Source organism: Acinetobacter albensis (genome assembly GCF_900095025.1).
GTDB lineage: Bacteria > Pseudomonadota > Gammaproteobacteria > Pseudomonadales > Moraxellaceae > Acinetobacter > Acinetobacter albensis.
This window is the reverse complement of record NZ_FMBK01000008.1, coordinates 66,671-87,899: the sequence shown is the minus strand read 5'-3', so window position 1 is coordinate 87,899 and position 21,229 is coordinate 66,671. Positions and strand designations below refer to the sequence as shown.

The following is a 21,229-nucleotide window of genomic DNA, read 5'->3' as shown; positions in this document are numbered from 1 at the left end:
AGTGGGTTAAGCTTATGGCAACATAGCAAGATAAGTCGATGGATTTTTGCGCTGTCCATCTTTGACCACTTCATAATGTAAATGTGGACCTGTACAACGTCCTGTACACCCTACATTGGCAATATGCTCACCTGCTTTCACTTGATCACCGACACGTGCAATCAGACGAGAGGCATGTGCATAACGCGTCAAATAACCGTTTCCATGGTTAATTTCAACATATTGACCATAACCTGTACCCCAACCCGATTTAGTGACAACACCTGGGCCAGTAGCATAAATAGCCGTACCACTTGGCGCTGACATATCTAGACCAGAATGGTTTTCTGCACGTCCACTCATGGTTCGACCACCATAATTTGAACTTACTCGTTTCATATCTGGAAGCGGATGGGATACCAACCAAGAATAAGGATTGTTAGAATAGCTTTTTGAGGTGCTTGAGCCGTATTTTTTTGCAAGCGATTCATTGTTCAATTCAATCGTTTTTTCACGCAACTGAACACTCATTTTAGTTTCAGCAGGAAGATCAATATTGTCTGATTCTACATAAGACCCTTGAGCCAAAGTATGCGTTAATTGTTCAAGACGATCCGTTGATACATTGCTAGAATTAAGATCGACCAAATCAGCAAATGCTACAGATGCAGCAGACGCTGCCAATGAAAACGCTAATAAAATACGTCGCGTATGCATAAAAAACCTCTTTTAACTGTTTTTAGTTAATGTCCTTGCGTGATCTCTTCCTTGATATCTACTGAACGGAGCGCATAAGATTAAGACACAAATATGTAGGAACAATGTATGTCTGAACCAGTGAAGCTCTTTCAACAAACAAGAAAACACTTAAAAACAGGAAACTTTACGTTTCTCTCTCAACAAGTTGCTGCTTGGCAGAAACTTACAAAACTTATTCAACCGATATTGCCCCAACCAGAGCAATGGCAAGTTGTATGTTATGAAAATGGTGTTTTAACGATTACCGGTGAAAATCAAGCCATGATTAGCCAAGTCGGTTATCTTCAAAAGCAATATATCGCTCAATTGTCACAGTTTGCCGAATTTAAAAACTTACAAAAACTTCACGTTCGTTTAAAAATTACAACACTGCCAACGTTAAAATCTGAAACCCTGTCCAGATCCCTTAGCCCAGATACCCAAGATTTAATCCGTGGTGCTGCTGACTTTGTGAGCGACCCTAAGCTTAGCCAAGCAATGCTGCGTTTGGCAAGCAATAAAAAGTAACTGGCCTAATACTGAAGAAAGAATTTCAATTAAAAATGTGAATCAGTTAACAGTTTTAATTGTTATAATATAACACACGCATTAAAAGACAATGACTTATGTCACACTCACATAAGAGATCGGACATTGTTTTTTGTCATCAAATGTTACAATTTCATAACTACTCGGATCACTTTTAACATTGCGTAACAATTGATTATTTAAAGCATGTCCTGATTTGTATCCATCAAATTTTGCGATCACCTGATGCCCGAGTAAGTATAAATCTCCCACTGCATCTAAAATTTTATGCCGCACAAATTCATCTGAAAAACGCAAACCCTCTTCATTAACTACGCCAGTATCATCAACACCTATCGCATTTTCTAGGCTTGCACCTAATGCCAAATTATTTGCTTTCAAATAATCTAAATCTTTCATAAAACCAAAAGTTCGTGCTCCACTCACTTCATAAACAAAGGTTTCTGTCGAAAAATCGATTGTGGCGGACTGATATTCTTTTTTGAATGCAGGGTGATCGAAATCAATGGTAAAGTTTAATTGGAAACCGTCATGGGGATGAAATATAGCGCGCTTATCATCGATGAGCGCTTCGATAGACTTTAAAATTTTTATAAATTTTTTCGGTGCATTTTGCTCGGCCAAACCGCCTTGCATTAATAAATAAATAAAAGGACCTGCACTGCCATCCATAATTGGTACTTCAGAGGCGGATACTTCAATAATTAAATTATCAATCCCTAATCCAGCAATTGCACTCATTACATGCTCAATGGTGCCGACTTTGGCATTTTCTTGAACCAGATTGGAACACATGAAAGCTTCTTGAATCAGCATCGCATCGGCAGGAATGTCGATTGCTGGATGTAAATCAATACGTCGAAACACAATTCCCCCATCCACATGGTGCGGCACAAAGTTAATTAAGACTTTTTGCCCACTATGAAGACCAATACCGCTCGCTTTCACGATACGTTGCAGGGTACGTTGTTTCAACATGTTTTCTATCATCTGCTCATCAAACCGCTATACGTTAGCATATTTAGCCATTGATCAAAAACAAAAAGGTAGCACGATGGCCACCTTTTCTGTTGATTTTATGCAGAGTTTACTGATTTCTCATTATTTACGTTGCTGATTTTTCAAGTAATCTTGAATACTCATTGGCGTTGGACGCGCTGTTCCCGCTACAGGCGCAGAAGTGGTATTCGCTTCATTCTGCTGACGTTGAATCGCAGGTACATCATCATCTTCAACTACAGCATTTTGAACAGTATTCCCAGGACGAGTTGCAGACTGAGTCGTTGGACGTTTAACTGTATTCACAGCATCTGCCGAATTACGGGTTAAACCTGTCGCGATCACTGTAACGCTAATCTCATCACGCGCATCTGGATCAAATACCGTTCCGTAGAATACTTGGCCTTCATCTAAATCGACAATTTGATTGACGACATCCGTAATTTCTTCAATTTCACCAAACGTGACATCATCACCACCTGTGACGTTAATCAGAATACCTTTGGCATTCATAATAGTCACATTATCAAGCAGTGGACTACGAATTGCTTGCTCAGCAGCTTGACGCGCACGGTTTTCACCGCGTCCAGAACCCACACCCATCATGGCATAACCACGTGTACTCATTGCAGTTTTTAAATCGGCAAAGTCAAGGTTGATATGACCCGGTCGAACCACCAAATCAAAAATACTACGTACTGCATTCAACAATACGTCATCTGCTTTTTTATAGGCATCTTTCATTGAAATATCGCGGAATACTTTAAGTAAACGCTGATTTGGAATGATAATTAAAGAATCTACATGCGCTTCTAATGCTTCAATGCCTTTCTCGGCAGATTGTTGGCGACGTTTCCCTTCAAAATTAAAAGGCGTTGTCACCACACCCACAGTCAAAATTCCCATTTCTTTCGCAATTTCAGCCACTACAGGCGCAGCGCCTGTACCCGTACCACCGCCCATTCCTGCCGTGACAAACACCATGTCTGTCCCTTCAAGATGTTGACGAATGATTTCACGGCTTTCTTCAGCAGCGGTTTGACCCACTTGAGGATTGGCGCCTGCACCCAAACCACGGGTACTTTGCTCACCCAACTGAATTTTAAATTGTGCATTCATACGATCGAGCGCTTGTTTGTCGGTATTCGCACAAACAAATTTTACACCCTGAATATCAGACTCAAGCATATGCTGTACAGCATTACCCCCAGCACCGCCCACACCAAATACAGTGAAACGGGCCTGACCGTTGCTATCGTTTTGATCATCTTCTAAAAATTCAAATGAGGCCATGACCTTTGGATTTCCTAATTCGTAATCGGCAGTCACTTAAGCCCGTATACTGCCTTGATCTTAATAAACAAAAATTATGTTTTAGGATGCTGTTCAACCACACACTTGTCAAGTCCAAGCGGTTAGACGTACAACTTCCTCACAATATTCCCAAAAAATTCAACTTAAAATATCGATTTTAACTGATTATTCAATGCTGACCATGCACGTCCAACCCGCTTAACCACAGACAGTTTTGCAGTATCATTCACTTCTACAATACTCTCTTGCGTTTCACTTTGGCTAAATATCAATAATCCTGACGCTGTTGCATACTGTGAACGTCGCAAAGCTGCTTGATTGTGTTCTTCAGCATAAACCTGTACTGGCGGATTACCTAAGTGGGCTGAAACGCCTAACATACGACGAACCAAACTGACCATTCCTTCAATTTGAGTGGCATCACCTGTCAGCACTACACCGTGATATAAACCATGAATAGCACCATTACGTTGTAACTCATGATGAACTTGAGTCAATATTTCTTCGTAACGCGCAATAATAATCTCTGATAACTCAATACGGCTCATGGTTTGTGGACCATCAATGCCTTGAAACTGAATCATATGATCTGGTTTGACGACTTTTAAGTCTACGCAGCCATACAATAACTTAATTCGCTCTGCTTCTTCTGTAGTCGTTTGTAGCACAGCTGCAATATCGCGAGTCACATGTTCGCCGCCGCGTTGTAAAGTATGGGTCAATGCCAAACGGCCATCTAAATAGACCGCAATATTGGTCGTTCCTGCGCCAATATCAACCAAGCACACGCCATACTCTTTTTCATCTTTGAGCAAACTTGCTTCGGCAGTCGCCAAGCAAGACACCACCATTTTTTCAACCCCAATATTGGCCCCTTTAAGCGCACGATCCAGATTTTGCATCGTACTAATTGGCAGCATCATTAATTGATAGTGCCCCATCATACTATGCGCAGACATTCGGATCGGGTTTTGCACCCATTCTGCCGAGTCATCCAATTCAAAACCCAGAGGGACTGCGCTGACCAAATAATAATCAGAAGTTAAATGACTGGCTTTGGCCAACTCTAGGGCACGCACTACTTCACTGGTGGTAATGATATGTTCATTATTTTCAACGGGCGTACGACCCGAAGCATAAAAACTTTTTAATTCTGCACTTGGAATAGAAATCCAAGCGGAATGCACTCGGCATTCAGCCATATCTTCTGCTTCTTGTACGGCATTTTTAATTGCAGTAATGACTTTGTCTAGACTTACAATTTTTCCTTTATTCATGCCTCGGTTACGAGCGGTTGCCATACCAATCACTTGGATGTTGTCCGGCGCATGTACCTTACCAATCAAAACTGAAACTTTGTGTGTCCCAATGTCAATCGCAACAACCGAGGGAACAGCTTCATTCATTATCTACTACTACCATGACGTGTTTCGTTAATTTATGGCCTTAAGCCTCTAATTTTATATAAAGCCGCTCAATTATGGCTTTACCTTTCTTACATCTGCAATGCTTGTGTCATCAATCGTTACAAGAAAATGACTATTTACAATTTTTGGTGGAGCCGAATTCTTCCATTGTATCGCCAGTCCATTTCGATAACGTAAGTCAACCGATGAAATTTTAGTCCATACTGGCTTTAAATCGCTTTGTGCCAGATGACTGAAGCGTTGAAGTTTGCTCATAGTTTGATCTTGATCCACGATAACACGCAGACCTGAATCAAATTGCATAAACCACGTCATCCGCTCTGTTAAATATAATTCTTTTAAACGTATATTGACGGGCAAAAATAATTGGTTAATTTCATTATAACGACGCATCATCATTTTGGACTGCGTGGCTGGTCCGTGAAGTAACGGCAGTTTTTGATTATTCTGCGCAACCACTTCCGTAAAAATATCACCACTGTCACTTAATAATCGACCTGTTCCCCAACGGGCGATGGCATGACGCGGCATGACGCGCACACGAATTGAATTGGGCCATGCACGAGAAACCACGACACGATCGACCCAAGATAATTCCAAGGCCTGATCACGAATCAGCTCCAGATCAGCAGTAAAATAATTTGCTGTTAATGTCGGTGCAACATGGGTCATCACTTGACGGTTTTCAACATCTGAGCGTGTCCCCACCACTTTAAGCTCTGCCACACGCGCATCTGTCATGACAGTATATAAGCCATAAATTCCTACAGCCAGCACCGCGACAGCAATCAGCATGAGTAACCAGCCACCTAAGTTCGCAAGCTTTTCTTTACGCGTAGGTGGCTTATCATGTATTGATGTGATTGCTGCTCGTTTACGGCGCATTGAAGCAGGAAGTTGAGCCATAGTTAGTGCGCCGCAGCGATTAAAGTCTGTTCTAAGATCGCCACACACAGCTCATCAAAACTATAACCCACCGCTTTGGCTGCTTTAGGCACCAATGAATGGCTGGTCATACCCGGAACTGTATTGACTTCTAGCAACCAGAAATTACCCTGTTCATCTTGCATCGCGTCAATACGCCCCCAACCACTGGCGCCAACGGCCTGGAATGCACGTAAACTTAAGGTTTGCAATTGCTTTTCTTCAGCTTCCGTTAATCCGCATGGAATGCCATATTGCACATCATTACGGTTATATTTAGCTTCATAGTCATAAAAAGCCACGTCTTTTGGCGGTTCAAGACGAATAACTGGCAGTGCCTGACCATTTAAAATCACAATGGTAAATTCACGGCCAGTGACCCATTTCTCTGCCATGACAACAGCATCATGAACAGTGGCTTTCGACATAGCTTCTGCAAAGTCTTCCATTTTTTCGACTTTGCTCATTCCAATACTTGAACCTTCATGTACAGGTTTAATAATGAAAGGCAAACCAATACTCTCAATAACTGCATTCAAATCAGAATCTTTGGTTACAATTCGATAGGGTGCGGTAGGCAGTTCAGAGCCTTGCCACACTTGCTTGGTTTTGACCTTATCCATACCAATGGCTGAACCTTGTACACCTGTTCCAGTATATGGAATGTCCAACCACTCTAAAGCACCCTGAATTTGACCGTCTTCACCACCACGACCATGCAAGACAATAAAAGCACGATCATAATGAACTAACTCAGTCACACTGCGTTCTTTGGGATCAAATGCTTCGGCATTCACCCTTGAACGGACCAATGCTTCAAGTACAGCCGTACCACTATCTAGAGAAACCTCGCGCTCAGCCGATTTACCACCAAGCAACACGGCAACTTTGCCGAATTTTGAAGCATTTGCCACGTTTCTATCCTTAAACTTTATAATTGAATGATCAAATTCAAAAATCGCAGAAGCGACTACTTTAAATATAATTTATTTTGGGTAAGTTCTAGGGAAATAGCCCCCACATTACCCGCGCCCTGTGTTAATAACAAGTCATTCGCTTGTAATACTTTTTGCATGATATTGGCTAAATTACCATCAACAGGATCAATCAAAATAGGCTCAACCTCGCCTCGCAGACGAATACTCCGCGCCAAAGCCCGACTATCTGCACCAACAATTGGTTTTTCACCTGCAGGATAAACCTCTAACAATATTAATTGATCGACTTGTGACAATACATCGACAAAATCATCAAAACAATCGCGAGTACGACTAAAGCGGTGTGGTTGGAACATCATGACCAAACGACGGTCAGGATGACTCTGACGTGCAGCTTTAATGGTCGCTTCAACTTCTTTAGGATGGTGACCATAATCATCAACAAGCGTAATGCTGCCATTTTCATGTTCAAACTCGCCTTGTACTTGAAAACGACGACCAACACCACTAAAACCTTCCAAAGCACGGCAAATTGCGCCATCCGAAACACCTTCATCGGTCGCAATGCCAATCGCAGCCAAGGCATTCAGTACATTATGTAAACCAGGTTGATTCACAGTGACCCGTAATGGTTCACGATTTTTTCGTAACACCGAAAAGTGAGTACGCATACCGTCTTGATCAACATCTACTGCACGAATATCGTTATCTTCATTGAAACCATAAGTCAGTAATGGACGACCAATCCTCGGCATAATTTCACGAACATTGGCATCATCTCCACAAACCACAGCTAAACCATAGAAGGGAAGTTTTTGTAAGAATTGAACAAAAGTGTCTTTGAGAACATCGAAGCTACCACCATAAGTATCCATATGATCAGCATCAATATTGGTCACAATAGCCGCCATAGGCTGTAAATGTAAAAATGTTGCATCTGATTCATCTGCTTCAGCCACAATATAACGACTCGCACCCAAAGCCGCATTGACACCTGTGCGGTTTAATAAACCACCAATCACGTAAGTCGGATCCATATTTTCTTCGGCCAACATACACGTAATCAAACTGGTGGTAGTGGTTTTGCCATGCGTACCCGCAACTGCAATGCCATGACGATAACGCATCAACTCACCCAGCATTTCTGCGCGACGTACAATCGGGGTACGTTGTTCAATTGCCGTTTTTATTTCTGGGTTCTCTGGATCAATTGCAGTGGAAACCACAATCACATTGGCATCTTTAATATTATCTGGACTATGGCCGATATATACCTTAATTCCATTTTCTTCAAGCTGCGCAGTGGTTTTCGAGGCTTTAATATCTGAGCCTGAAACTTTATAGCCTTGATTCTTTAATACTTCTGCAATACCACACATCCCAGCACCACCAATTCCCACAAAATGAATGTGTTTGATACGGCGCATTTCAGGCACTTTAATTAACTTTTTTGCTTGATCAGCAGGAGTTGATGGAGACATATATTTCTCTAATTTACAATGCTTGAATTAAATGAACCACATGCTGGGTTGCATCGGGCTGTGCGTGTTGACGTGCTTTGATTGCCATTTCACTGAGTAATTGACGATTCATCAGTGGGGTTAATAGTTCTTTTAAACTTTCAGTGGTCATACTGTTCTGAGGACAAATTTTTGCAGCATGCATATTAACCAAAAATTGAGCGTTTTTTGTTTGATGATCATCGACTGCGCTTGGCAAGGGTACGAAAACAGCCGCCACCCCTGCAGTCGCAATTTCAGTGACGGTTAACGCACCCGCTCGACAAATAATTAAATCGGCTTTGGCGTAGGCTTGTGCCATATCTTCAATAAAGGGTTGTACTTCGACATGTAAAGAAGCGGGTTTATCTGCATAGCGCAACTGCGTCGCTTCGGTATGGTTTTGACCACATTGATGAAACACCTGCATCGGCACATCAAATTGCTTTAAGGCTTCAGGTATACGTTCATTTAAAGCTTGAGCACCTAAAGAGCCACCAACAATTAAAATCTGTAAAGGCGTTGCTGTTTTTTCCCGTTCTTGATAACGCCAAGACGGATTTAAAATTTCAGTAATTTCTTTACGTACTGGATTGCCAGTGGTGACAACTTTACCAGTTGCAGGAAAAGTATTCGGAAAAGCCTGACACACTGTTTTAGCAATGCGTGACAATTGTGTGTTGGTAAAACCTGCTATTGCATTCTGTTCATGAATGATCACGGGAATGCCTAAAGCGCGTGCAGCCAAACCACCTGGGCCTGCCACATATCCACCAAAACCAACCACAGCATCTATCTTAAGCTGCTTCATATAGCGCATTGCACTGAACGTCGCTTTTAAAATTTTAAATGGCGCCAATAATTTTCGCGTTACGCCATTACCCCGTAATCCTTGAATATCAATTTGATAAATAGGAATATTTTGATTTTTTAATAGTCGGTTTTCCATTCCTGTGGGGGTCGCAAGCCAAGATACGTGTATCCCCTGTTGCTGCAATGCTTTAGCAACAGCGAGTGCAGGAAAAACATGTCCACCAGTACCTGCGGCCATCATCATGACATGTTTGGGCTTTGTATGAGTTGCTTCTGTCACAGTCTAATTCTTCAATTTTAAAATAGGGATAACGAAATTTGATTTTAAGCGATCAATTGTAATCACAAACGCATAGCCGTGAAAGGTTATTTACTTTTTTTCAACATGCGTGTCATTGTTTTTTTCTTCAATTTTAAAAGTTTAAACTAGTTTTATTATTAATCTATCAAAAATATAAAAATTCCTGCCTTTTTTCAATGTTTTGCCTAAAATGATGAACATTAAATTTACTCAAGTTTAATATCTAAAATAATTTTTAAAATAAAAAAGAGCTCATACAGAGCTCTCTCCTCAAATCTAGATGAATGCTTAGGTGGTTAAACCTGCTTCCAATACATCAAATAAATCATCAGCAATTGACGTACCAAACTGCTGATCGATTTCACGAATACAAGTTGGGCTGGTGACATTAATTTCAGTCACATAGTTACCAATCACATCTAATCCAACAAAAACCAGTCCTTTTTGCTTTAGAAAAGGGCCTACTTTCGCAGCAATCGCTTTGTCATTTTCAGTCAACGGACGTGCCTCACCCAAACCGCCTGCCGCCAAATTACCACGGACTTCACCATTTTGTGGAATACGTGCTAAACAATAAGGTACGGGTTCTCCATTAATCATCAAGATACGTTTATCGCCTTCAACAATTTCAGGAATATAACGCTGCGCCATGATCGGACACGTGCCTAATTCAGTGAGCATTTCCAAAGTTGCGCCAATATTTACGCCATCTTGATAAAGCCTGAAAATGCCAGTTCCACCCATGCCATCTAACGGTTTTACAATCACATCCCCGTGTTGTTGTAAAAACTCGCGAATTAAGCTTTGTTGCGAGGTCACCAAAGTAGGCACTTGCAGTTCTGGAAATTGGGTCGCAAACAATTTTTCATTGCAGTCACGTAAAGACTGCGGCTTGTTGATAATCCACGCCCCTTCACGTTCTGCTTGTTCTAAAATATAAGTGGTATACACAAAATTCATATCAAAGGGTGGATCTTTACGCATTAACACCACGTCATAATCCGCAATAGATTCTTTTTGTTTAGCCCCTAGTTCATAGTAATGATCATAATCCTCAAATACGGTAAGCGGTGCGATTAAGCCAAAAGCTTTCCCTTGCTCGATATAGAGGTCTTGTTGCAACGCATAACCTAACTCATGTCCACGACGTGATGCAGCCCACAACATCGCCATCGTTGAGTCTTTTTTTAGGTTGACATGTTCAATGGGATCCATCACAACAAGTACGCGCATATTGGTCTGCTCATAAAATTTTAAATTGAGAAAAGTATAGCGAATTTCAATTGGCTTGTTACACGCGGTTATGTAAAAATTAAAGAATAAAAAATTGAGTTTATTCAATTTTTTATTCTTTGCTTTAAAAATAATGTTGGTCTGATTCTCAGATAAAAATAAGCCCAGAATTTAAAAAATCACGATCACAAACCAAAATTCATTCAAATTAATCAGGTTCTTGAACAAGATGAAGGTTTAAATATTCTTCTAGATTTTAAGATAAAAGTTTTTGAATATCTTTGGCAATTTTTTCTGGCTTAATCAAAGGTGCATAACGTTTAATCACCTTGCCTTCTTGATTAATCAAAAATTTTGTAAAATTCCATTTAATCTTTTGACTACCCAATATGCCCTTCGCTTCCGCAGTCAGATACTGATAAAGCGGATGCGCCGTCGAACCATTGACATCTACTTTGGCAAACATTGGAAATGATACTCCATAGTTACGTTGGCAAAAGCCACCGATTTCTTCATTCGTTAATGGATCTTGATGGGCAAACTGGTTACAGGGAAAGCCTAAAATAATTAAGCCTTTTGATTGATAGTCCTGATAAAGCTGCTCCAATCCTTCAAATTGTGGGGTCAAACCACATTGGCTTGCGGTATTAACAATCAGTAAAACCTTACCTTGATATTCAGAAAATTTTTTCTGCTCGCCTTCTAACATTTCAGCCTGAAAATCATAAATTGTGGTCATTCTTCATCTCGCTTTAATAAGTGTATTCGATTGCTTCATTGAGCAATTTCCAAACATCAATCTTTACTCAAAACAATATTGCATACAATTTACTTGTACACAAGTTAATTATGCACAATATACTTCCAACATGATTCAATTTATACTGGACATTAAAGATTGCGAATTTTAGGAAATAAATGATGGCTGAAATTTCATTTCTAGAAAATCAAGTCTGCTTTGCCATGTACTCTGCCACCAATGCCATGATTCGTCAGTATCGCCCATTATTACAAGCGTATGATCTGACCTATCCGCAATTTATAGTGTTATTGGCCTTGTACGAAAAGGACAATGTGTCCATTTCTGAAATTGGTCAAAAAACGTTATTTGACTCTGGAACACTCACACCAATTATTAAGAAATTAGAAGAAAAAGCTTTTTTAAAACGGATTGTGGTTAAAGAAGATGAACGCATGAAAAAAGTTGTGCTGCTGGACAAAGCACTTTCTAAAAAAGATGAAATTATCTCAATTCCCTTTAAACTCGCCTGCTCTTTGGGAATGGATCCAAATGATTTGGTGGCAATACACAACTTATCTCATCGCTTTTTAAAAAGTTTGGAAACTGCTAAATCAGAATGTTTAAGCAATTAAATACAATAAGCAAGTCTTTCAACTGAAGATGATGGTATTTTAAAAAACTTAAAAGAATATTTATCCATTTTTATTGACTGCAAAATTTGTAAAAGATTCACAGTGATTAATAACTATAACTTAGACTATTCTTTTTTTTAATACTCTTAAATATTGAGAAGAATATATAACTAAAAAAATCAGAACTCATTTATGAAACGATATTTTTAAATAAAAAAGATTTAATCATATTAGGAATGTATGTCTTGTGAATTTAATGTGAACAATTACCAATTAAACACATCTTCTCAAAAAAACTTAATAAATCATTTCTTTACTTAACAAATGGCACACTATATTTTTATATAAGCAATAAAATCTAACGCATTACTTTAATGAAAACTAAAATAATCTATATAAGTAGATTTATAAATACAACTTATTAATATTATTTTAAAAATACGCTTCAATTTTAATAATATTGCAAAAGGATTAGAAATATGAAAAAAAGTATACTGAGTTTAACACTCGCCTCGATTGGCTGTTTTTCTCTGATCGGTTGTAATACCAGCTCAGACCGAACCAATAATATGAGTCCATCCTCTTCTGGTGATACCATTATTTTAACCAGTGAAGGAATGATTAGCTCGATTAACCGAGACAAACCCGACACTGTGGTTTCAAACACTAAAGTGGTTATGCTGCAATCAGAAGATCAGCTTGTTGGCATTGACTACAGACCTAAAGATGACAAACTTTATGCCGTTGGACTATTAGGTAATTTATATACTTTAGACCCCAATACAGGCGTTGCTACATTCCTTCGAAAGCTCACAGCGGATGCAACGGATACTAGCGATGGTAATGCACCTTTTAGTAAAATTTTAGGTGATGCCAATTTAATCACTGTAAATTTTAATCCTGCCGCAGACCGATTACGCGTCATCACAAATACAGGGCAAAATTTAAGAATCAATGTGGATACAGGTGCAACCATTACCGATGGTGCAATTAATCCCACTACAAATCAGCCTGTGATTGTGGCAGCAGCTTATACCAATGCATTTTCGGGCACAGCAAGTACACGACTGTATAGTATAGATCAAACATCCAATCGAATTTATTTACAAAATGCCAATGCAGGAACTTTGGGTACATCTGCGCTATTAGGAGAAGGTATTAGCGCTCAAGGCGCTGGCGGTTTTGATATAGATCCAATCAATAATATTGGATATGCTGCCTTAAAAGTTGCGGGCAGCTACAAGTTTTACCACCTCAATTTAGCTCATGTAGGTACAGAAAATAATACCGTTTTTAATAGCACAAATTTAGCCAATTATTACACCACTGCGGGGATACGAGGTATCGCATTAAAACGTGCTAAAGATACTACAGCACAAGGAATAGGTCTTAATAAAAATAATAAACTGATCCAGTTTGCCCTTAATAACCCCAATCTTGTTACAGAGAAAAATATTACTGGTATTTTAGTGAATGAAAAATTTGTTGGTATTGATTATAGATTAAGAAATAGCACCGATAAATCAGGTCAACTCTATGGTTTAACTGATCGAGCCAATGTATATACCATTAACACCGAAACAGGTTTAGCCATGTTGGTCAGTACACTTAAACCTGCCACCGACAGTACATATACGGGTTTAGAAGGAACTGCATTTGCTGTAGATTTCAATCCCACAGCGGATCGATTACGTGTTATTAGCAATACTGGGCAAAGTCTCAGAATTAATGTAGATACAGGCGATACTATTCGAGATGGCAGTATTAACGGCATTGAGGGTGCAGTCGTTACTGCAGCTGCTTATATTAATAGTTTTAAAACAAGTGTCGAAGGCTTGGGCACAGAATTATTTGATCTTGATCAAAGCAATCAACTGCTTGCAAAACAAAATCCGCCAAATGCCGGTACGCTCACTTCACTGGGTGGATTAGCAATAACTCTAGGTCAAAATAATGGATTTGACATCGCAGGTGGAGATAATGGCTATGCGCTCGCAACAGTGTCTAGTGCTTCTGGTAACTCTATTTTATATCGTGTTGATTTAAATAGCACACCAAATGACAGTCGTGCAAAACCTGCCATCAATGTAGATGGAACACCGAACATGATTGCATCAACGATTGGAACAAATGCAGATCTGATCGATCTTGCAATTTTATTAAAATAATCGAAGGTATTTTGAAGAATACTGAGGTCAAATTTATTTGCTCGAGATTAGGCCTAAAGAGTGGCTCAAACCTACTGGATGATGTTGTGATTCGCCAGTAGAAATATTTTAGCGACTGGGCATAGTCAAATAGATTTATTTTGGATAAAAACCCGTTCTTTATAGGATGGGTTTTTAAATAATTTTTAGGATTTTTCAAATGTAGTTCATCATGATGCATCTGCAATAAAAATTAATCAAAAATATTCAATTCCTCGCCTCTTAGATCAAAAATTGACATACCATTATTTCAGAGCAGGCTTCTGCATTTTTACTAAAATTTCTTATCCGCTTTCATCTTCCGTTGTTATTTCTTCAATATTTAGACTTTTTGACTACTATAAAAATCGAGAAAAAGTAATTTTAAATTTTTATCTTATAAAAATAAATAATTGTTAATATTCAATAAAATAAAAAAATAGCATCATAATAATGTAAAAAATTAATGACAAACATTACAAATAAACGATAAGGCTCTTGTAGCAGTTATATTAAATCTTGTTAAGATTATGTAAATGATTATAATTATCAACTTCATTATTGTTGATTGTGATTTTAGGGTCTTGTTATGCATCCTCTTGCTCCCCATGGTTTATCTGGCCAAAAAATTTTTCAATACAGTTTACTCAGCCTGATGATTTTGCATTCGCATGCTCTTTATGCAGAAGAATCTGACGCAGCTCCATCGACAGCCAGTATGCAACAAGACATCGAAAAACAAATTAAAACAACAGCAGTATTGCCTACGCTCAAAATTGAAGCGATGAGTGAGCTCGATCCAATTAAAAGCTATGTTGATTATGATGAAGCCAATGTCACTCGAAATGGCTTAAAGAAAAAAGATATTCCCCAAACGATTGATACCCTTGATGTTCAAAAATATAAAATTTATGGTTCAAATGACCTGAGTGTAATGTTACAAGGAACACCAGGTATTTCAACCAGTTATGATACGCGAAATGATGGTATCTCTATTCGTGGATTCAACGCAGATACCAATGATATTTATCGTGATGGTGTTCGTGAAAGTGGACAATATCGACGTAGTACTGCAAATGTTGAACGAATTGAAATCCTAAAAGGCCCTGCCTCGGTACTCTATGGACGCAGTGCAGGCGGTGGTGTGATCAATATGGTAACTAAAGTTGCTAATTTTGACTCAAAAAGCTCAGTGGGTGCATACGTCGGTTCTTATCATAATGTGGGTGGCACCATCGATTTGAATAAAGCACTCAATGATAATTGGGCTGTACGTCTAGTCGGTGAAAAATCAGATAGCAACAGTTTTCGTTCAGGTATTGGATTTAATCAGGAAATGTTGTCACCCAGTGTGACTTATCGAAGTGACGATGAAAAACTACTTTGGACGACGGAATTTACTTACGATAGTTTAAACAGAACACCAGATCGCGGGCCAAACTATGAAAACTTACCTACAGGTGTTTCAATTAAATCTGGTTTTGCTGGACAGAATGACACTATTGTCGATGAAACGAAGTCATTTAGAACAGATGTGAAATATGAATTCGCACCCGACTGGAAATTTCACTGGGCTTTAAGCCATCGTGAATCTTTTCAAGATTTTGATAACTTTTTTGGTGGAACGTGGTGTTCAGCGGCAGGCTTGCTGTCTGATGGTAAAACCTGCGATTGGCAAGGTAAAATACGTCAAAGTTATGCTTGGCAACAAACCACCAATAAAACCTTAATGAATACCTTTGATATTACTGGTCAATTTAAAACAGGTATTTTAGATCATCACATTATGTTCGGTAGTGATTGGTCAAACGAGAAAAGGGAACCCATTCTGGGTAACTATTCAAGTGGTAGCAATGCTGGACTTTATTACCGTGATGTTAATCCATTTAATACATCGGAAAGCTTCCTACCTAGCCGTTGGTCAATGCTTAATGGTACACGTCCAGCAGAAACATCACATAGTGAAACCGATGCGAACTCTTTAAGCTTCTTTCTTCAAGACTTAATCTCATTGAATGAAAAATATAAAATGATGTTGGGTCTACGCTACGACAGCTATGATTTTAAAACTCATGATATTCGTAACAGTAATAAGCGCTCATACAGTGATGAGAGTGTGAGTCCAAATATTGGTTTTGTTTGGCAGCCTGTGGAAAGTCAAAGTTTTTACACCTCTTACAGCAAGAGCTTCTCCCCTTATGGTGGTCGAGGTTTGCTAGGAGTAAGTACAACCATAAATCCAAGTTTATATGATGCGGAGCCTCAATTTAACGAACAATATGAAATTGGGGTAAAAAGTGATTGGTTAGATGGTCGCTTAAATACTCAGCTTTCTCTCTATGATATTACGAAAAATAATATTCGCTATCAGCCAGATTCTGTTAATCGACCAAATGAATGGGAAGTCGGTCAAAAACAGCAATCCCAAGGTGCAGAGTTCAGTTTTATTGGTCAAGTCTTTGATCATTTATATCTACGTGGTGGATATGGCTATACAAATGCAGAATGGAAAAGTGATAGTCGTACCAATGTAGTAGAAGCAGATCGTTTAAAAGGCAAAAAACTAGCTGGAATATCTGAAAATACAGGCAATCTGTTTGTCCGTTATTTACCGAATGAAAACTGGTATACAGAGTTAGGGGCAACTTATGTGGGCTCTTATTACACTTCAGATAAAAATATAGTAAAAATGCCAGATTTCACGCGTTTAGATGCGGCCATTGGCTTTAAAGATGAGAAGTGGGGAGCAACTTTTGCAGTGAATAATTTGACTGACAAGGAATATTGGCGTTCAAGTTCAATGCCTGGCACACCACGAAACTATCTATTTAGACTAAATTACTTCTTTTAATTGAACATTTTTATCTTAAATCATTTCTATTTTAAAAGCCCAATTTGTCTCAAATTGGGCTTTTAAATTCTGCTCGAAATTTTCAAAAAAATTTCGCATTTGTCTTAAAAAATTCAGTGATCAAATACCATAGTTCAAACGGTAATCTTCCATTTTTGCCAAAGCTTCTTTTTCGCCTTTCGCATCCAAATAATCCATTAAATCTTTCATCGTAATGAGCGCATGAACTGGAATTTCTAGTTCTTTTTGTACTTCTTGAATGGCCGATAAATCACCCTGACCTTTTTCCTGACGGTCCAGTGCCACCAATACACCCGCGATTTGTGCACCTGCATTTTTAAGAATGGTCACCACTTCTCGAATGGCTGTACCTGCGGTAATCACATCATCAATAATCCAGACTTTTTTACCATGTACCGATGCTCCGACCAAAACCCCACCTTCCCCATGATCTTTGGCCTCTTTACGGTTAAAACCCCATGGAATGCTAAGCCCATGATTTTGTGACAATGCCACAGCCGTCGCTGCAACAAATGGAATACCTTTGTAGGCAGGACCAAAAATTACATCGACATGATTGCAAGTGGTTAATTTATTTGCATAGCCTGAAGCCAATAAAGTTAAAGCTTCACCATCATTAAGTAAACCTGCATTGAAAAAATAAGGACTCACCCGACCCGATTTTAAAGTAAACTCACCAAATTTAAGCACACCACGTGATAATGCAAGTTCGATGAAAGCTTGAGGGTTAAAAGTCGCTTGCGAGGTCATGAGGTGCTCCAAAATTTATAAATAGAGGTAAAACTTGCGCATGATACCAAAGAGTAGCTATCCAAGTGATCAAAAAATTTTAAGAGTTGTTTCCATTAATGTGAATGGCTTACGTTCTTCTGTGACGAAAGGCTTACTAGAATGGATAGAACAGTCCGAAGCCGATGTGGTTTGCATACAGGAAAGTCGAATTACCCATGCACAGTGGACAGATAAATTTAAACCTGAAGGCTGGTATACCCATTTATTTCCAGCTGAACGTGCAGGTTATGCAGGCACAGCCATTTATAGCCGTTTACCCTTTGTGTCAGTCACCGACGGCTTAGGATTTGAACTTGCGGATTCTCAAGGCCGTTTTATACGTGCTGAATTCGATCTCGGTTTAGACAAAACTGTCCATATTTGTTCACTGTACTTACCTTCAGGTTCTTCTGGTGATGAAGCACAGGCACGTAAAGATCACTTTTTAGAACAATATCAAGCCATCTTAAAACAATGGCGTGACGAAGATAAATCGATCATTGTTTGTGGTGACTACAATATCGTACACAAACGGATTGATATTAAAAACTGGTCGGGTAACCAAAAGTCTTCAGGTTGTTTACCGCATGAACGTGCATGGCTCGATCATATTTATGATGAATTGGGTTATGTAGACACTTTCCGAGAAGTACGAAAAGAAGCCGAAGTCTATTCATGGTGGTCAAATCGCGGTCAAGCAAGAGCTAAAAATGTCGGTTGGCGGATTGATTACCAAGCGTGTTCACCAGACTGGAAAGCCCGTACAGTCAATGCTTGGGTTTATAAAGACAGTTGGTTTAGTGACCATGCACCGGTGATTATTGATTATCAATTTCCAATATAAATTATAATTTTAAGTGTACAACTGTATACTGAATCATGTCAAAAATCCTACAACACTTGACGCGTTTGTGTATTTTTATCCATCAAGTTTAGGTGCATTATGGCGTCACGGCACAGGGACATGTCAGGATGACAGCAAAAGGATTGGACGCCGTAGGATGAAAACAAAATAAGCGACTTTGGTCAATTATTTTGCAAGGATGTGACAATGGACGTTGTATTGAGACCCGCATGATCAGGATGATTAAATGCGGGTTTTCTCTTTTTTATATCGTCATTTTTTTATTCTTAAGTCTTTCTATCATTCTCTCTATGCCTGTATTCTGGCAAATCATCATGTCAATTTCATGACACTTTTTTATTTTTCTAAGCTATAAATTATTTTTTGTTAAGGCTAGAGCTTTGGCTCAATTTTCGCTAGTCTATTTGTCTCTAGAACATCAATGAATTGACTTATGCTTAAAATTTACGGGATCAAAAACTGTAATTCAATGAAAAAAGCTTTCGACTTATTAAATGAATTAGGTCTGGTCTATGAATTTCATGATTATAAAAAACAAGGTATTGATACCGAAACCCTAAAAATCTGGCTAGATCAGATTGGCGCAGATCTTGTACTGAATAAAAAAGGCACCACATGGCGCAAATTGAGCGCGGAAGAGCAACAAACTGCGCTTTTGAATGAAGAGAATTTAATTGAGACTTTAAGCCAACACAGCAGTTTAATCAAACGTCCTGTACTTCAAACAGCGCAAGGCTATATTATTGGCTTTGATGAAGCCGCTTATCGTGCTTTAAAATAAATTGTGATTGATAGTACAGTAAAAAAATCCCAACTGATGATCAGTTGGGATTTTTTATGACTTAATCTGTTCAGTTTAAATTAGTTTGCACGAACCCAAACTTGGTTACGACCTAAAGCCGCGATACCAATAAAGCCGCGCAACTCTAAGTTTTTACCGCCGTTGGTCATTTGGCCTTTTAATTTGTAAGTTTTACCTGTTTGCGGGTCCAAGATTGAACCTTCTTCATAGCGTGTGCCACCAACATTTTTAAGACCATGAACGATTTTTAATCCTTTTAAAGATTTGTTATGGTATGGGCCTTCACATTTGGTACAGGCTTTTTCTTCGCCTGGCGTTAAAATGCCTTGAATACTTGCCGATAACGTCCCATTTTTTTGCTCAGTAAACTTAACCATCGCTTTAGGTTGTTTCGTTTTGTCATCAATCGTTTTCCAAACGGTCCCGTCTAATGGATCAGCCGCATTGGCTAGTGCTGATAATCCAAGCAATCCTAATGCAAATACAATTTTTTTCATTTTTGTTCAATTCCCTAGTCTGGTATAGACCTATTTATTATCAAAAAGTCACAACATTTTTGCAATTTTTGAATGTGACCATTTAGTGTAACCTTGTAACTTGTGTTGGTAAATAAAGCAACACGTCTGCATATCAATAACAAGATGGAAAAAACATGAAGATTAGTCCGTTGTGGAAACAATTAATTACAGAGCGTATTTTAAAGACCGTTATCCGTAAACCGAGCCAATTTAATTTGCCGCCGAACTCATTACGGTTAGCCTTAGAACAACTCTGCCGTGCTTTCCCTCAAAATAAAGAAGTCGAAATCAGGACATTACGTTTAGCAGGTCTCAGAGCAGAAGAAATTAAGCCTCAAACTGAATCCACGCAACTCATTTTTCATATTCACGGCGGTGCTTTCTTTTTAGGATCACTAAAAACTCACCGTGCATTTTTAACGCAAATTGCTGCCCGTACTCAAATGCAGGTTCTGCACGTTGATTATCCTTTATCACCAGAACATCAACATCCTGAAGCCATTGATGCGCTGTTTGATATCTATACCACATTGCTTGATCAGGGAGTGCAATCCAAAGATATTATTTTATCTGGCGATTCCTGTGGCGCGAACTTGGCCTTGGCTTTGGCCTTAAGAATTCAACAGGAAAAATTGCCGCAAGTGAGTGGTTTAATTTTGCTCTCGCCTTTTTTAGATTTAACCTTAACCAGTGAATCTTTGCGTTATAACGCGCAGCATGATGCTTTATTGTCTATTGAAACATTAGAAACGGGAATTGATTATTATGTTCCTAAAAATATGGATAAATCAGATCCGACCATTTCGCCCCTATTTGCAGATTTGACAGGTTTACCCCCTATTTTAGTTCAAGTTGGCTCTAAAGAAATTTTACTAGATGATGCGCAACGTTTTAAAGAGCGCGCAGAACAGGCGAATGTAGAAGTTCATTTTAAAATTTATACAGGTATGTGGCACAACTTTCAGATGTTTTCTGCATGGTTTGACGAAGCCCAACAAGCGATTGCTGATTTGGCTGAATTTGCCCATCAACTGGATCAGGATTAAACCAAATTTGTCATTCAGCGTTTGATTCAATAGCTCTAATCAAAAAGGTCAGCCGAAGCTGACCCAATGATGGAAATATAA

The 21,229-nt window shown here is 39.0% G+C and carries 19 protein-coding genes; 7 read left to right on the top strand and 12 right to left on the bottom strand.

Translation table 11 applies throughout. The features are described from left to right. Positions 1–12 precede the first annotated feature (12 nt). Positions 13–696 carry a M23 family metallopeptidase gene (locus tag GA0116959_RS08020; RefSeq protein ID WP_053579263.1) on the bottom strand — a complete coding sequence of 228 codons (684 nt, stop codon included), beginning with the start codon at positions 694–696 and terminating at the stop codon, positions 13–15. A 108-nt stretch (positions 697–804) separates the two neighbouring features. On the opposite strand from GA0116959_RS08020, the gene GA0116959_RS08015 reads away from it, so the two are divergent. After that, the gene (locus GA0116959_RS08015) at positions 805–1,245 is read left to right on the top strand and encodes a DciA family protein (protein WP_053579262.1); all 441 of its coding nucleotides are present in this window, start codon (positions 805–807) and stop codon (positions 1,243–1,245) included. Between the two features lie 96 nt (positions 1,246–1,341). Here GA0116959_RS08015 and lpxC read toward each other — a convergent pair whose 3' ends face one another. The 9 genes from lpxC to GA0116959_RS07970 form a co-directional block, all read right to left on the bottom strand. After that, entirely contained in the window at positions 1,342–2,244 is a 903-nt protein-coding gene (gene lpxC, locus GA0116959_RS08010) for a UDP-3-O-acyl-N-acetylglucosamine deacetylase (protein ID WP_092720078.1), read from the bottom strand. Positions 2,245–2,367: 123 nt separating this feature from the next. Continuing rightward, on the bottom strand, positions 2,368–3,558 hold the full coding sequence (gene ftsZ / locus GA0116959_RS08005; RefSeq protein WP_053579260.1) for a cell division protein FtsZ: 1,191 nt from the start codon (positions 3,556–3,558) through the stop codon (positions 2,368–2,370). 164 nt (positions 3,559–3,722) lie between these two features. Next, positions 3,723–4,985 carry a cell division protein FtsA gene (gene ftsA, locus GA0116959_RS08000; RefSeq protein WP_092720076.1) on the bottom strand — a complete coding sequence of 421 codons (1,263 nt, stop codon included), beginning with the start codon at positions 4,983–4,985 and terminating at the stop codon, positions 3,723–3,725. 72 nt (positions 4,986–5,057) lie between these two features. Continuing rightward, entirely contained in the window at positions 5,058–5,912 is an 855-nt protein-coding gene (locus tag GA0116959_RS07995) for a cell division protein FtsQ/DivIB (RefSeq protein ID WP_092720074.1), read from the bottom strand. A gap of 2 nt (positions 5,913–5,914) precedes the next feature. Further along, the gene (locus tag GA0116959_RS07990; protein ID WP_092720072.1) at positions 5,915–6,844 is read right to left on the bottom strand and encodes a D-alanine--D-alanine ligase; all 930 of its coding nucleotides are present in this window, start codon (positions 6,842–6,844) and stop codon (positions 5,915–5,917) included. Between the two features lie 56 nt (positions 6,845–6,900). Beyond that, entirely contained in the window at positions 6,901–8,349 is a 1,449-nt protein-coding gene (murC, locus tag GA0116959_RS07985) for a UDP-N-acetylmuramate--L-alanine ligase (RefSeq protein ID WP_092720070.1), read from the bottom strand. Between the two features lie 13 nt (positions 8,350–8,362). Further along, positions 8,363–9,460, bottom strand: coding sequence for an undecaprenyldiphospho-muramoylpentapeptide beta-N-acetylglucosaminyltransferase (gene murG / locus GA0116959_RS07980; protein WP_092720068.1), 1,098 nt, complete (start codon positions 9,458–9,460; stop codon positions 8,363–8,365). A gap of 309 nt (positions 9,461–9,769) precedes the next feature. Beyond that, on the bottom strand, positions 9,770–10,714 hold the full coding sequence (gshB, locus tag GA0116959_RS07975) for a glutathione synthase (RefSeq protein WP_092720067.1): 945 nt from the start codon (positions 10,712–10,714) through the stop codon (positions 9,770–9,772). Positions 10,715–10,970: 256 nt separating this feature from the next. Beyond that, positions 10,971–11,453, bottom strand: coding sequence for a glutathione peroxidase (locus GA0116959_RS07970; protein ID WP_092720065.1), 483 nt, complete (start codon positions 11,451–11,453; stop codon positions 10,971–10,973). Between the two features lie 182 nt (positions 11,454–11,635). Here GA0116959_RS07970 and GA0116959_RS07965 point away from each other — a divergent pair, with 182 nt between their 5' ends. From GA0116959_RS07965 to GA0116959_RS07955, 3 genes are all read left to right on the top strand, one after another. Beyond that, positions 11,636–12,088 carry a MarR family winged helix-turn-helix transcriptional regulator gene (locus GA0116959_RS07965; RefSeq protein WP_092720063.1) on the top strand — a complete coding sequence of 151 codons (453 nt, stop codon included), beginning with the start codon at positions 11,636–11,638 and terminating at the stop codon, positions 12,086–12,088. A gap of 479 nt (positions 12,089–12,567) precedes the next feature. Next, positions 12,568–14,256, top strand: a complete 1,689-nt coding sequence (locus GA0116959_RS07960) for a DUF4394 domain-containing protein (protein ID WP_092720061.1) — start codon at positions 12,568–12,570, stop codon at positions 14,254–14,256. Between the two features lie 607 nt (positions 14,257–14,863). After that, the gene (locus GA0116959_RS07955) at positions 14,864–17,125 is read left to right on the top strand and encodes a TonB-dependent receptor (RefSeq protein WP_171256890.1); all 2,262 of its coding nucleotides are present in this window, start codon (positions 14,864–14,866) and stop codon (positions 17,123–17,125) included. A 120-nt stretch (positions 17,126–17,245) separates the two neighbouring features. Here GA0116959_RS07955 and pyrE read toward each other — a convergent pair whose 3' ends face one another. Next, the gene (gene pyrE, locus GA0116959_RS07950; protein ID WP_053579249.1) at positions 17,246–17,896 is read right to left on the bottom strand and encodes an orotate phosphoribosyltransferase; all 651 of its coding nucleotides are present in this window, start codon (positions 17,894–17,896) and stop codon (positions 17,246–17,248) included. 40 nt (positions 17,897–17,936) lie between these two features. Here pyrE and GA0116959_RS07945 point away from each other — a divergent pair, with 40 nt between their 5' ends. Beyond that, entirely contained in the window at positions 17,937–18,761 is an 825-nt protein-coding gene (locus GA0116959_RS07945) for an exodeoxyribonuclease III (protein ID WP_092720059.1), read from the top strand. A 454-nt stretch (positions 18,762–19,215) separates the two neighbouring features. After that, positions 19,216–19,563, top strand: a complete 348-nt coding sequence (locus GA0116959_RS07940; protein ID WP_092720057.1) for a Spx/MgsR family RNA polymerase-binding regulatory protein — start codon at positions 19,216–19,218, stop codon at positions 19,561–19,563. An 80-nt stretch (positions 19,564–19,643) separates the two neighbouring features. On the opposite strand, the gene GA0116959_RS07935 is transcribed toward GA0116959_RS07940, so the two are convergent. Next, positions 19,644–20,081, bottom strand: a complete 438-nt coding sequence (locus GA0116959_RS07935) for a DUF2147 domain-containing protein (protein WP_053579246.1) — start codon at positions 20,079–20,081, stop codon at positions 19,644–19,646. A 155-nt stretch (positions 20,082–20,236) separates the two neighbouring features. Here GA0116959_RS07935 and GA0116959_RS07930 point away from each other — a divergent pair, with 155 nt between their 5' ends. Next, entirely contained in the window at positions 20,237–21,148 is a 912-nt protein-coding gene (locus GA0116959_RS07930) for an alpha/beta hydrolase (RefSeq protein ID WP_092720055.1), read from the top strand. The last annotated feature ends 81 nt before the right edge of the window (positions 21,149–21,229 follow it).

What these genes read in the sequence shown, in the direction of transcription:
- GA0116959_RS08020 (WP_053579263.1), bottom strand. Translation starts at nt 696, where the DNA reads ATGCATACGCGACGTATTTTATTAGCGTTTTCATTGGCAGCGTCTGCT.
- ftsA (WP_092720076.1), bottom strand. Translation starts at nt 4,985, where the DNA reads ATGAATGAAGCTGTTCCCTCGGTTGTTGCGATTGACATTGGGACACAC.
- murC (WP_092720070.1), bottom strand. Translation starts at nt 8,349, where the DNA reads ATGTCTCCATCAACTCCTGCTGATCAAGCAAAAAAGTTAATTAAAGTG.
- GA0116959_RS07995 (WP_092720074.1), bottom strand. Translation starts at nt 5,912, where the DNA reads ATGGCTCAACTTCCTGCTTCAATGCGCCGTAAACGAGCAGCAATCACA.
- pyrE (WP_053579249.1), bottom strand. Translation starts at nt 17,896, where the DNA reads ATGACCTCGCAAGCGACTTTTAACCCTCAAGCTTTCATCGAACTTGCA.
- ftsZ (WP_053579260.1), bottom strand. Translation starts at nt 3,558, where the DNA reads ATGGCCTCATTTGAATTTTTAGAAGATGATCAAAACGATAGCAACGGT.
- GA0116959_RS07940 (WP_092720057.1), top strand. Translation starts at nt 19,216, where the DNA reads ATGCTTAAAATTTACGGGATCAAAAACTGTAATTCAATGAAAAAAGCT.
- GA0116959_RS07930 (WP_092720055.1), top strand. Translation starts at nt 20,237, where the DNA reads ATGAAGATTAGTCCGTTGTGGAAACAATTAATTACAGAGCGTATTTTA.
- GA0116959_RS07965 (WP_092720063.1), top strand. Translation starts at nt 11,636, where the DNA reads ATGGCTGAAATTTCATTTCTAGAAAATCAAGTCTGCTTTGCCATGTAC.
- GA0116959_RS07970 (WP_092720065.1), bottom strand. Translation starts at nt 11,453, where the DNA reads ATGACCACAATTTATGATTTTCAGGCTGAAATGTTAGAAGGCGAGCAG.
- GA0116959_RS07955 (WP_171256890.1), top strand. Translation starts at nt 14,864, where the DNA reads ATGCATCCTCTTGCTCCCCATGGTTTATCTGGCCAAAAAATTTTTCAA.
- GA0116959_RS07960 (WP_092720061.1), top strand. Translation starts at nt 12,568, where the DNA reads ATGAAAAAAAGTATACTGAGTTTAACACTCGCCTCGATTGGCTGTTTT.
- gshB (WP_092720067.1), bottom strand. Translation starts at nt 10,714, where the DNA reads ATGCGCGTACTTGTTGTGATGGATCCCATTGAACATGTCAACCTAAAA.
- GA0116959_RS07945 (WP_092720059.1), top strand. Translation starts at nt 17,937, where the DNA reads ATGATACCAAAGAGTAGCTATCCAAGTGATCAAAAAATTTTAAGAGTT.
- GA0116959_RS07935 (WP_053579246.1), bottom strand. Translation starts at nt 20,081, where the DNA reads ATGAAAAAAATTGTATTTGCATTAGGATTGCTTGGATTATCAGCACTA.
- lpxC (WP_092720078.1), bottom strand. Translation starts at nt 2,244, where the DNA reads ATGTTGAAACAACGTACCCTGCAACGTATCGTGAAAGCGAGCGGTATT.
- GA0116959_RS08015 (WP_053579262.1), top strand. Translation starts at nt 805, where the DNA reads ATGTCTGAACCAGTGAAGCTCTTTCAACAAACAAGAAAACACTTAAAA.